Here is a 12,651-nt window from a genome sequence, read left to right on the forward strand (position 1 = left end):
AAAATCACCTCCTACTTATATATAAGTAGAAAGGTGATAATGTCCCAAAAATTATTCCTCAAAAGATCTAAGCTCTATGCTTTTTTTGATTTTATTAATTTCCTTAGATTTTTCCTTGGAAAGTTTTTTTATAAGAGTTATAAGTCTTCTCTCAGCATTTTGAATTTCCAATTGTTTTTTTCTCATATCAATTCTTAATTTCATATCAGAAAGAGCATTTCTTGGGCTTGAAAATTGACTGAGTTTATAAGGAAGGTCCAAAATACTTGCAAGTTTTGGATCAAAAGTCAAAAGATTTGCATGAAGTTTTAATAAAACATCTTGAGTCCTATCAATAGATTTATTTATAGTATTATTTTTATTTGCTCTCAAAAAATCTCCAACAATATTTCTTCCAACAAGACCAGTAACAGAATAATCAGAAGATCTTCCAACCCTTTTGCTCGCCCTTTGCAAAACCGAAAGCGCCTCTCTCGCTTCATCAAGCAATTTATTAATTTCTTTTATTCTTTCATTTTCATAATTATAATCTTTCATAAATATCTCCCCGATTCCCAATTTTTTCTCTGTATTATATTATACCCAAAAGTGAGTAAAATATCTTTTTGGGTATAGTAATAGTACTAAAAAGAAAAGGAGATTTTATGGCTTTAATAATTTTATTTAATGCTAATGATATAGAAAAAGAAAAATTAAGAATTTTGTGCGAAAAAGAAAATGTAAGATTAAAACTAATAGGCATGGAAGATGTAGATCAAAAAGTGGGATATCTTGCAGAAATCGATGGTTATGAAAAAATCGAATCAAAGGGAGAATATTTAGAAGAATTTGATTTCACCTTTGCATTTTTCAAAGACTTTGAAGAAAAAGACTTGTTTGCCTTTATCGATAAAATGAGAGAAAATAATGTAGTAATTGACCACAAGGCAGGAATTACTCCAACAAATATAAAATGGACATTAAGATATTTATTAGAAGAAAACGACCAAGAACACAAAACCATGCAAGTTGTTGAAGAAATAAATTCATATTTGGAAAAAGCCAGCAAAATAAAAAAAGAAACAGGCGAAGAAAACCCAGAAATAAAAAATTTGGTAAAAGAATTAAACCACTATTTCCAAACAGCCGGAGAAGATTTCGACATAAAAGTTATCAAAGAATTTAGAGATAAAATTAAACATTTGGTAGAAAATTTATAAACAGTATTTTTAAAAAATAAATAATTTCAAGTTTCATGATAGAATTTTATTTTTAAAATAAAAACAAGGTCACTATACTAATAAAGTATAACGACCTTTTTTTATTTTAAAAATTATATATTACTTACTATCATTTTCAATAATTTTAACCAAGCCAACCTTTAGCATTATTATTGATGATATTAATAATAATACTATTGATACAACAATCCAAATACCTTCTTTTCCAAGTATTTCTCCGCCTGTTAGTTTCCAAATCACCATGGCTATAACTGGAACTACAAGTGGTAGTAATCTATTTTTAACTGTTGTTTTTCCTCTTTTGTTACCAGCTAACATTGTATAAAATAATGATCCAAATAAAGCTGGCAAAATATATTTTGATGCTGTTTGTACAGGTGCTGATTGTAAAAATGGTTGAAGTGGTATTAATAATACAACTCCTAAAGCTATAACTAACATTGTAATTAATGATGAAGAAGCAATGGCAATTAAACTAATTACATCAGATTCTTCACTACCTTGTTCCAAATCCATCAAGGCTTGTGCGTTTAAAGCACAAGGAATTTTTAAGTTTGTAACATTTCCTGTTATATATGCCAAATAAGTTCCTGAACCTAGTATTGGCCCATAACTTATAAATTCTGCCATAACTGTAGGTATAAAAACTGCAAGCAAAGTTCCAGCTGTTCCTGCAACATCCTTTATATCAAATGGTAGGTCGTATTTCATTGCAATTAATATAGGAACAATCAACATACATCCTATAGAAATTATTGAACCTATTCTTCCTACCCTATGTATCGTATTAAAATATTGTTCTTTTCTTGTATCTTTTTCCATGATTTTCTCCTATACCATAATTCCTTCCAAAAATACTGAAAGTGCCATACCAATAATTAAGGCAAATGCTAAAACAAATTCTCCCATCCATGCAAGTTTGTATTTATTTGCTATTTTCATTAGTCCGACAGTTACAATAAAGCTAGCTAGAAAAACTAAGATAGAAATTTTTCCCTTTAATAATTGAGAAATTGATAAAACTAATATCATTGCAAGAGTAAAATAAGAAATTATTAAGCTACCCTTAGCTCCAGATTTTGCCTTAAATTTAGTAACTCCTTTGTGGTAGGATTTTCCTAAAAATATATTTAAAACTGCTGCGAAAATAATTGATATACTCATTACCATTAATATTGTAGGAATCAAATTTGTATCTGTTCCATTTATAAATGTTGACATATCTTTATATCCTGCTGCAGATGTAACCATACTTGCTGAGGTTAATTCATACATCAAAGCTCCTATTACAGAAAGTCTAAACCAAGCCCAAGGAGTTCCAACTACTGTTGATAAACTTGCAAGACCTATATCTATTTATACAGAAGGAACTATTGAAAACAAAACTGATGATTTTATTACTTTGTTTATTTCTTTAGAAGAAAAACCCAATTCTTTTGCACGTTTCATGGCAAGTCTTAAAGAAATGATTATAAACCCAATAACCAAAAGTAAGGAAACTATAACCATTAAATATAAGGGTTTACCATTTAAAATATCTCTAACTTTCATTTGTTTCTCCTTATTTATATAAATTTACATCTCTAACCTTAACATCTTTAGGAATTGGAGCTATATATTTTCCACCTGTTTGGTCAACATATTCTTCCTTTGCTTTTTCGATTAATTCAGGATTATTTAAAGCTCTAATTGCTGTTAATGCTAGTGTAGAAACTGCCTTATCAAGACCTTTTTTTGCATATGATGATTTTCCTTGACTAACCATTTGCCAAGAATGAAGTGGTGTTCCAAAAGCAGATGTAGCTACTAAACATTGGGCAACTGGTGCACAATTACTAAAATCTCCTACATCCGTAGATCCACTTGCCATAGGTGAATCTTTACCAAATTTTATGTATTCACTAACCAAGGATCTTTTTTCAATATTTTCTACTGCATTTTTATCTAAAAATCTTGAAATTAAATTTTCAGCTCCATTTATTTCACTTTGGCCTAAAGTATTTACAAAAGATTTTGCCATTTCTATTTCTTCATCAGAATATTCAACTTCTCCCAAATCTAGCATAGCTTCTTCCATAACTTTTGTTAAAGTAGGATTTGGAACAAAATCTGATACTGCTGAATCAAAAACTATTTCCAATTCTGTCTCAGTCATCAAGGCAGCACCTTGTGCAATTTTTTTAACTCTTTCATATGTGTCTGTAGAATCTTTCATTTTTGAAGCTCTTATAAAATAATAAATTGCAGCGTGATCTTGAACAACATTTGGTGCATGTCCACCAACATCTAAATATGCATAATGAATTCTTACATCACTAGGAACATGTTCTCTCAAATAATTGACGCCTACATTCATAAGCTCACAAGCATCTAGGGCACTTCTTCCAAGCTCAGGACTTGCTGCCGCGTGAGAGCTTACACCTTTAAATTTAAAAGTAACTATAGTATTTGCCAAAGAGCCTGATTCCCAAACTGAATTTAGGTAATGTGGATGCCAAGTAAATCCACAATCGACACCATCAAAAACTCCTTCTCTTCCCATAAAAGCTTTTCCGGCATCCCTTTCTTCAGAAGGGGTGCCGAAAACTTTTATGGTACATGAAAGATTATTGGAGTCAATATATTCTTTTAATACTAAAGCTGCTCCTATTGATCCAACTCCCAAAAGATTATGGCCACAACCATGACCTGGGTTATTTTCACATACTGGAACTTTTTTAGTTTGATAAGCCTCTTGACTTAAACCTGGTAAGGCATCATATTCAGCTGTAAATCCAATTACTGGTTTACCAGAGCCATATTCTGCAACAAAACTTGTTGACATTCCTGCAAGACCAGTTTTAACTGTGAATCCATTTTTTTCTAGAAAATCTTTTAATATAATTAAACTTTTTTCTTCTTCCAATCCTACTTCAGGATTTTCCCAAATTTCATCACTAATTTTATAGTAAGATTCATTTATTTTATTTACTATTTCTTTGACTTTTTTTACATCTTCCATCTTAACTCTACTTTCTTTTATATTATAAATTTTTTATATAAGGTCTAAAGCTTGATTTAAATCTTCTATTATTTCGTCTGCATCTTCTAGGCCTACTGATAGTCTGATTAAGCCTGGGGCTATTCCTGCTTCTTTTAGGGCTTCTTCTGTGTAGGTTGAGTGGGTCATTGTTGCTGGATGTTCGATTAGGGTTTCTGCATCGCCTAAGCTTACTGCTAATGAACATAGTTTTACGTTGTTCATTACGCATCTTCCTGCTTCGATTCCGCCTTTTACTTCGAAGGTTACCATTGCTCCGTAGTCTTTCATTTGTTTTTTGGCTACTTCGTGGTTTTTGAAGTCTTCTAGGCCTGGATAGTATACTTTTTCTACGTTTTTGTGTTTTTGTAAGGCTTCTACAACCTTTTTGGTGTTTGCTACGTGTTGTTTTTCTTTTATACTTCGAGGGTTATGATGCCTCTAAAGCTTCAATCTGAATCGTATGCTGAGAGTACTGATACTGTGAAATCTTTTTAGCCTACAAATCTTACTTTGGTCATTAATGCTTTTGTGCCGGATGGGAATACTGGTATTACCTCCCCGTGTCCGTTTGGGTAGTTTGTTGCTGAGTGTACTGCGATGGCTTCTGCTAGTTTTAATGGATTTTGTAGGTATGGGGTTGCAAAGGTATTGTCTGCTATTACTAGGGTATCTTTTGAGTTTTCTTTTGCTAGTTTTACTACTTCTTCTATATCTATTACGTCGAGTGTTGGGTTTGCTGGTGTTTCTAGATATACTATTCTTGTGTTTTCTTTTAGGTGTGTTTTGACTTCTTCTAGGTCTGTCATGTCTATGAATTCTACGTCTATGTTAAATTTTTTTATTTCGTTTAGGTAAGCAAATGTACAGCCGTAAAGTGTTCCGCATGCCAGGATATGATCGCCTGCTTTTATGAATGGCAAGATTGATGATGTGATTGCTCCCATTCCTGATGATGTTGATACTGCTGCTTCTGCTCCTTCAAGGGCTGCTAGTTTTTTTTCTAGGGCATCGTTTGTTGGGTTTCCTAGTCTTGAATAGATAAATCCTTCTTCTTCTAGGGCAAATCTTCTTCCGCCTTGTTCTGCGTTATCGAATATAAAGGTTGATGTTTGATATATTGGTAGTCCGAGTGAACCGTATGTATCCTTTATTGCGCCTGCATGTATTGTTTCTGTTGCAAATGATCTTTTTTTGTTTTCTGTCATTTTTTAATCCTTTCATAAATATTCATGGTTACGTTTTCACTTTAATGATATATCTAAATGCCTTTGTTGTAAAATAAATACTTATTATGTTCTGTATAAGTTTTTCTTATATTGGATTTATTCATTTTCTATATTATTACTCAAATTTAATCTGTCTTTGATTTGAAAATTATTATTATTTATATTTTTTTAGAAAATAAGAAATAAGATTTTTAAAATTTTCTGGTTCTTTTTCTGCAAATTTTGTATGCGGAACTCCTTTACATGTATAAATTTCTTTTTTATCTGAATTTATAGCTTTATAAATATCTTCTCCCATATGATACGGGGTGACTTTATCTGAATTTGAGTTTATTATTAATACTGGACATTCTATTTTTGCATTTTCAAGCCATTTTCTTGTATCTATATCTTTTAAAGTAAAGCCAAGTTTGGTTTTTAAGAAAATATTTCCTGTAAATTTCATCAAAGCTTGTGGTATTCCTTGATTTTTTTCCACCTTTTCAAAAACTTTATCTGAAAATTCATTGGAATCGGAAACTGGACAATCTAATACCATGTAATCTATGAGGCTATTGTCACGACTTGCAGCAATTATTGAGCTTGCTCCTCCATAAGATTCTCCATATAAAAGAATTTTCCCCTTATTTTTAATTTTATTTTTTGCATATTTTAGATAATCTAGACAATCATAAGATTCTAAAACTCCAAAGGTAGAATATTTTGCCAAATTTTCACCAGAATTTCTTTGATCAAAGATTAATAGGGAAAATCCCAAATCATAAAGTCCTTGACCTTGACTAGACATTGAATATTTTGTCCCACCAAGTCCATGAACCATTACTGCAATATTATTTGTTTTTTTGTTTTCAACAAATATACCAGGAATTTCGTGATCAAATTTTGATGATTTAATTTTAATTTCCTTTATTTTTTTATTTTTAGCAAATTTTTTATATTCATCTTTATACATAGACATATTTTTTACAGTTTCCTCTCTTGGCATTATATTTGTAAGCCCTTTAAAAGTTTCGTTTCCTATAAAATATCCCATACCAAGACTTGCAATAATTATAAAAATCAAAAACAATGTTCCAAATATTTTAAAAATCTTTTTCATAAAATCCCCCTTAAATTAATTTTATTATACATAATTTTTTGCACTTAACCTAAAATTTTGTATAAAATTTTACTCAGACTTTACATTTCTGTATAAAATTTTATAAAATTCATTTGTATTTATAAAAATTAAAAAATCTATGCTCCACTCTAAAAGTGAATGGATAAAATATTTGTAAATAAATTTGACAATGTGAACAACAAATGATATCATTTTCGTAAATACTTTGAAGAGTTTAGTAGATTAAAAATTATTAATCCCAGAGAGGTTCTGTTTGGTGAAATGAACTATGATATTTTTAATTGAATAGAGGCTTGGAATAGTTGAAAGTGTAAATCATAAGCTTTCCGTTGACTGCGTTTAAGTTTTCTAATGAGGCAAATTTTATTTGTGAATTAGGGTGGCAACACGTTTATATCGTCCCTTTATTGGGGCGTTTTTTTATTACACAATTTTAATTTTTCAAGTTTAATCTTTGAAATAAATTTTAAAAGGAGGAAGTTATGTATTTTAATACTGAATAATATTTTATAAATAAATTAGATATTATTGTAAAGAATTTTATACTTAAAATTAGAAACTGTAAACATAATCCATATTAAATAATTTTTATTATGGTTTCTAGATTTAAAATATTACAGATTTATTTTTTTGATAGAAATTTAGCTCGAAAATCAAAAGATGAACAGAAATTATTATGAATTTTACTCATCTAAAACAAAGCCTTTTCATTGCTTATTTTATAAAAAATTTCTAAAATTTAAAAGATTTTATCAAAAAATATTTTAAGAAAATAAAAATTTGAACTAAAAATACTTCCAATAAAAAATAAACTTGGAGATTTGTTCAATCAACTAGAATGATAGTTGATTGATCCTAAAATATATAAAAAATACGCTTAAAACTAAAATATATATAAATACAAAAAAGAAGAATATATTCACATACGCTTAAATTTTTAGAATATATTCTTGTACGCTTAATACTTAAAGTATATATAAACACAATAAAATTGAAGAATATATTCACTTACGCTTAATTTTTACAGAATATATTCTTATACACTTAATACTAAAATATATATAAATACAATAAAATTGAAGAATATATTCACTTACGCTTAATTTTTACAGAATATATTCTTATACGCTTAATACTAAAATATATTAGAAAAAAACCACCTTTGTGAACTGACCCCCAAAAGTTGGACTTAAAAATCAACTTAAGGAGGTCAGTTTTTTAATGGCAAAATACAAAACAGAATTTAAGATTAAAGTAGTAAGAGAATATCTAGAAGGAAATATAGGCTACAAAGGATTAGCAAAAAAATACTCTATCCCAGATCATTCTACTGTTAGAACTTGGGTTAATGCTTATGAATCTAGAGGTTATGAAGGATTAAAATTATCAAGAAAGAGTAATAGTTACTCTTTAGATTTAAAACTAAATGTAGTAGACTTGTATTTAACAGGAGAAATGTCCTATCAAAGCCTAGCAAATGAATTTAAAATCAACAATCCATCCATGATAGCTAGATGGGTAAAAGAATTTAGAGAAGAAGGAATTGAAGGACTAAAAGCAAAAAAGAAAGGTATCCCTTCAATTATGCCAAAAAAAGATTAAAATAAAGATACTAAAAAACAAAAGTAATAAAAGAAAAAAAGAAATAAGTGAAATAGAAAAACTAAGAAAAGAAAACCACTATTTCCAAATGGAAGTAGAAATTCTAAAAAAAAAGATTCAATTCTCTCAAATGACACAGGAAGAAATAGACAGATATCTGAAGTCATTAGATCACTAAGAGATAAATTCAAACTGAAGGACTTGTTGGAATATTTCAATCTAGCAAAATCAACATACATGTATTGGCAACAACGTTTAGACAGACCAAACACAGATGAGCAAGTAGAAAAGAAGATACTAGAAACTAGAAAAGACAATCCAAACTATGGATATAGAAGAATAACAGCAACGCTAAGAAAACAAGGACTATTGATAAACAAAAAGAAAGTTCAAAGACTAGTACAAAAACTAAAACTTCAAGTAACAAGTTTCTCAAGAAAAACAAGAAAATACTCATCATACAAAGGGACAATAGGAAAAGTAGTAGATAACAAAATAAATAGAAAATTTAAAGTAGATGAACCCTACACATATATAACAACAGATACAACAGAATTTAAGTATCTAGAAAAAGATAAATCAGGAAACTACCAAGTAAAAAAACTTTATCTAAACCCATATCTAGACATGTATAATGGTGAAATCATAAGTTATGAAATATCAAAACAACCAAGGCTAGAACCAATACTAAAAGCCTTAGACAAAGCAATAGAAATAACAAGCACGAACAATGATAAGAGGATATTTCATTCAGACCAAGGATGGGCTTATCAAATAAAACAATATACATCAAGACTAGAAAAAGAAGGGATAATCCAATCAATGTCAAGAAAGGGCAATTGCCTAGATAACTCCCCAATGGAGAACTTCTTTGGGATACTAAAACAAGAAATCTACTATGGCAAAAAATTCTACTCATATGAACAGTTAAAAGAAACACTAGAAGAATATATCCTATATTACAATAAAGATAGAATAAAAGAAAAATTAGGATATTTAAGTCCAATAGAATATAGAAAGTTAAATGCAGCATAAAAATTCCACCCCTAGGGGTGGAAAGTAATAAAATAATACCAGAACAGGTAGTTTACTAGTTCTGGTATTAGGTACAACTTTATGGGGTCACCACATTTGAGTGGTTTTTTTCTTGTATTTAAAATTATAATAAATTTTTATATTCATTAATGAACGATTATTACAGGGCTTAATGGGTTTCTATCAATTAAAAAATCTGATAATATTGTTTACATAAATATCGATCCTACCATATTTTTATGTCCCATCTTTACTGGAAAGCTAGTAAAAACGGGACATATTAATTTAGGGTTAGCTTTATACAAAAATTTATTTACAGAATTTCTTAGACTTAAAGATTCTTTTTATTAAGCTTATTTTATTAAATTTATACTTATTTTCTTTTTTTACTTTTTAATAAAGCTACTGAAGATATATTTAGTAATGCTAATATTCCGGCAATTGATGATACTCCTGTTTTTGAATTATTTGAATATGGTCTATTAATCTTCTTTGATAAGCTTTTATTATTAGCTATATTTGTATTAGAAATTACAATTGAATCTTTGTTTATAACTACTTTTTTTCCTAATCTATCATATTTATCAACATAAGCGTTTAAATACAACAAATCTTTTCTGTCAGTTTTGTTCTTGTATAATTTATAGAAATCTAAACTTGATAGATATTTTGCTTTGTCTTCTAATTCAGAAATCTCATTTGATAATTTTGCTATTTTTTCACTATTTAGATTAAATTTATTTAATATATTTATATAATTTTCTTGTTCTATTTCTAAATCATCTTTTAATTTTTCCAGTTCTTTTTTTGCTGTTAAAAATTCGCTATTTGCTAATGTCTTTTCTTCCAAATCTTTTTTTGCCAAAATTAATTTATCATTTTCTTTGCTTAAATTTTCAGCAATCTCTTCCATCTCAGCATTTAATTTATTTGATTGCTCTTTTAAATTTTCTAATTTTTTATTAGCTTTTGCAAGTTCATTTGATGTGTTTTCAAGAATTTTTTTGTCTGAATTCACTTCTTCTTGTCTTTTTGTTAAATTATTTTTAGCTTGTTGAATTTCCATCTCTAATTTGTCAGCAGTATCATCTGCTATCAATGCATCAAATTCTTTTTGGGCCTTATCTAATTTTTCCGCTAGTAACTTCTTTTCTTCATTTTTTTTGTTAATTTTACTGTTTAATGAAGCCAATTCTTTTTTATAATTTTCAAGTCCTGAATTTTTAATGTATTCATTTAATTTCTCTTGACCTGCTTGTCTTTTTGCTTCTAGTTTATTTCTATTTCCATTTAATTCTTCAATTTTTTGATTTACTTTATTTTCTTCTAGTTCATTATCCTTAATTTTTGTTTTTATATCTTCTAAAGCTTTTTTTGCCTCATCGTAGGCTTTTTTTGCATTTTCATAATCTTTATTATTTAAAATTTCTTTTGCCTTGTTGAACTCATTTACTTTTTGTTGATAATCTTTTTGGGCTTTTTCTTTATCAATACTTTGCAAAAATTCATTAAATCTTTGCTCGTATTGATCTATAGTCATTAAATTTGTTCCAGACCATGAATATGATGCTGATGAAACATTGCCAAATCCACCATAATATGCAAATCCAATTCCACAAATTTTGTAACCACTCATCACATTTATGTAATGACCTATTTGAGTGCTACCATATTCTTTCCCTACTAATTCTGTAGCCATATTCCATGCAGTGGCTTCATCCAAATTATTTTTTTCCATTAACTCTTTAGATTTTTTTAATATTGCATTGTATGTTACTTTTTCGTCGTTATACCAACCTTCAAGAGGATCATAATAACCCCAAGAAAGATTTTCTCCTACTCCAAAATTGTCAAGGTGTCCTTTTGAAAAATCATAAGAGTTATCTGCATTTGACATAGCTATTGCCATTATAAGATGATTTGTATAGTATGGATTTCTATTTTCTGGGAAATTTTCATCGTTTGCTCTTAAATTATTTTGCTCTTTTAAAAGTGCAATTGATTTTTTTATATTTTCAATAGCTGTTGCATCTTTTGGATTTCCTTTTTGTACATTATAAATAGTATCTTCATTTCGAGTTTGTACATTGTCAGCATATTTATTTAATGCCTTTAAGGCTTCCTTTGCATCTTGCAGTTCCTCATCATTTTTAGGGTTTTTAATTATCCAACCATAAAAGGCAAACGCTCCATCTTTTTTCAAATTATCAATTTGATCCAATCTAGACTTTGCATCATCCATTGATTTTTTAGCCTTATCATAATCTTTTTGTCTTTGATCTTTATCTATACTATCTAAAGCTTTTTTTGCATTTTCTTCTTTTTCTGTAGCAGTCTTTAAATCATTATTATATTGTTTTTTTAGATTTTCTAACTTATTTTTTTCTGCATTTTTTTCATCAAGTTCTTTTTTATTTTTACTTATATTTTCATCAATTATTTTAATATCGTCTTTTTCTTTGGAAATTTCTTTATCTATTTCACCAATCTTATCTTCTTTTGTTTTTTTATCTTGTTCTAAAGTTCTCAATTCTTCTTCTAGATTTTTCAAATCCTCTTTTGCTTTCAATAGGTTTTTGTATTCTTGAGAATTCTTAGGATCAGAATCTTTTTTACTCAAATATTCATCATAAGCCTTTTGAGCATTTTCCAAATTTTTTTCTGCTTCTTTTACTTTATTCTTAGAAAGTTCTAATTTTTCTTGGTTTTCTTTTTGTATATTTTTTATTTTTTCAATATTTTTTTCTTCATCATTTATAGATTCTTTATTTTCATTAATTTCAATATTCTTTTTGTTTTTTTCTTCATTCAAATTATTGTAAATTTGACTTTGATTTTCAAAAGATTTTTTGGATTCTTGATAAGATTTGTTTTCTTCCGATTCTTCAAGTCCTTCTACTTCTTTTTCTTTTTCAGAAATTGAGCTTTCTAAGTTTGTGATATCATTATTTATTTGTTGATTTTGAGATTCTAATTTTTCGTTTTCTTCTTTTGTAATTGAAAGTTCATCTTTTTTCTTTTCCAAATTTTCACTTGTAGAATTTTTTTCCTTCTCCAATTCCTTATCAAATTCTCTTACTAATTCTTTTTGTTGAGAATTTTCTTCATTTTTCATTTGACTTATTTTATCAAATTTTTCCTTTTTATTAATATCACTTGGAATATCTTTCGCAGCATATGATTTTTCAGAGAAAATAAAGCTTGTAGATAAAGCCAATACCAAAGTTCCAGCCAGCACTATTTTTTTGTTTTTCATAATTTCCTCCATTAAAACAAAATTTTTAAAAAATATTAATACAAGAAAAAAACTACAAAATATTTGATAATAAATTATCTATATTTATAATTAAATTATAGCACTAATATATTATTTCATAAAGTGTTTTAATGGTAATTTTAATGTGAAAATAAATAGTATTAATAATT

The 12,651-nt window shown here is 28.1% G+C and carries 8 protein-coding genes and 2 pseudogenes; 3 read left to right on the forward strand and 7 right to left on the reverse strand.

Annotation, left to right across the window (positions count from 1 at the left end; translation table 11 throughout):
* Positions 1-51 precede the first annotated feature (51 nt).
* Positions 52-537: a hypothetical protein gene (locus BN3265_RS07455; protein ID WP_058990966.1), complete on the reverse strand. Its 486-nt coding sequence runs from the start codon at positions 535-537 to the stop codon at positions 52-54.
* A gap of 107 nt (positions 538-644) precedes the next feature.
* Here BN3265_RS07455 and BN3265_RS07460 point away from each other — a divergent pair, with 107 nt between their 5' ends.
* Positions 645-1,199, forward strand: a complete 555-nt coding sequence (locus BN3265_RS07460; RefSeq protein WP_058990967.1) for a DUF3783 domain-containing protein — start codon at positions 645-647, stop codon at positions 1,197-1,199.
* Positions 1,200-1,319: 120 nt separating this feature from the next.
* Here BN3265_RS07460 and BN3265_RS07465 read toward each other — a convergent pair whose 3' ends face one another.
* The 5 genes and pseudogenes from BN3265_RS07465 to BN3265_RS07490 form a co-directional block, all read right to left on the reverse strand.
* A complete protein-coding gene (locus tag BN3265_RS07465; protein WP_058990968.1) occupies positions 1,320-2,042 on the reverse strand; it encodes a hypothetical protein in 723 nt (240 codons plus the stop codon).
* A 9-nt stretch (positions 2,043-2,051) separates the two neighbouring features.
* Positions 2,052-2,771 (reverse strand): annotated as a pseudogene (locus tag BN3265_RS07470) (DUF5058 family protein).
* 10 nt (positions 2,772-2,781) lie between these two features.
* Positions 2,782-4,221, reverse strand: a complete 1,440-nt coding sequence (locus BN3265_RS07480; RefSeq protein WP_058990971.1) for an amidohydrolase — start codon at positions 4,219-4,221, stop codon at positions 2,782-2,784.
* A gap of 33 nt (positions 4,222-4,254) precedes the next feature.
* Positions 4,255-5,447: pseudogene (locus BN3265_RS07485) on the reverse strand (aminotransferase class I/II-fold pyridoxal phosphate-dependent enzyme).
* A 175-nt stretch (positions 5,448-5,622) separates the two neighbouring features.
* Positions 5,623-6,567 carry an alpha/beta hydrolase gene (locus BN3265_RS07490; RefSeq protein ID WP_058990972.1) on the reverse strand — a complete coding sequence of 315 codons (945 nt, stop codon included), beginning with the start codon at positions 6,565-6,567 and terminating at the stop codon, positions 5,623-5,625.
* Positions 6,568-7,809: 1,242 nt separating this feature from the next.
* Between BN3265_RS07490 and BN3265_RS07495 the strand changes: the two genes are divergently transcribed.
* The gene (locus BN3265_RS07495; RefSeq protein ID WP_094777023.1) at positions 7,810-8,190 is read left to right on the forward strand and encodes a helix-turn-helix domain-containing protein; all 381 of its coding nucleotides are present in this window, start codon (positions 7,810-7,812) and stop codon (positions 8,188-8,190) included.
* A 165-nt stretch (positions 8,191-8,355) separates the two neighbouring features.
* Complete coding sequence (locus tag BN3265_RS07500) at positions 8,356-9,225, forward strand: IS3 family transposase (protein ID WP_245191120.1); 870 nt, start codon at positions 8,356-8,358, stop codon at positions 9,223-9,225.
* 373 nt (positions 9,226-9,598) lie between these two features.
* Here BN3265_RS07500 and BN3265_RS09490 read toward each other — a convergent pair whose 3' ends face one another.
* Positions 9,599-12,481, reverse strand: a complete 2,883-nt coding sequence (locus BN3265_RS09490) for a coiled-coil domain-containing protein (protein WP_058990973.1) — start codon at positions 12,479-12,481, stop codon at positions 9,599-9,601.
* Positions 12,482-12,651 lie beyond the last annotated feature (170 nt).

This window comes from Anaerococcus rubeinfantis, assembly GCF_001487145.1.
GTDB classification, from domain to species: domain Bacteria; phylum Bacillota; class Clostridia; order Tissierellales; family Peptoniphilaceae; genus Anaerococcus; species Anaerococcus rubeinfantis.

Bases quoted from the DNA above. Each gene is read 5' to 3' on its own strand.
- BN3265_RS07455 (WP_058990966.1), bottom strand. From the start codon at position 537: ATGAAAGATTATAATTATGAAAATGAAAGAATAAAAGAAATTAATAAA.
- BN3265_RS07460 (WP_058990967.1), top strand. From the start codon at position 645: ATGGCTTTAATAATTTTATTTAATGCTAATGATATAGAAAAAGAAAAA.
- BN3265_RS07465 (WP_058990968.1), bottom strand. From the start codon at position 2,042: ATGGAAAAAGATACAAGAAAAGAACAATATTTTAATACGATACATAGG.
- BN3265_RS07480 (WP_058990971.1), bottom strand. From the start codon at position 4,221: ATGGAAGATGTAAAAAAAGTCAAAGAAATAGTAAATAAAATAAATGAA.
- BN3265_RS07490 (WP_058990972.1), bottom strand. From the start codon at position 6,567: ATGAAAAAGATTTTTAAAATATTTGGAACATTGTTTTTGATTTTTATA.
- BN3265_RS07495 (WP_094777023.1), top strand. From the start codon at position 7,810: ATGGCAAAATACAAAACAGAATTTAAGATTAAAGTAGTAAGAGAATAT.
- BN3265_RS09490 (WP_058990973.1), bottom strand. From the start codon at position 12,481: ATGAAAAACAAAAAAATAGTGCTGGCTGGAACTTTGGTATTGGCTTTA.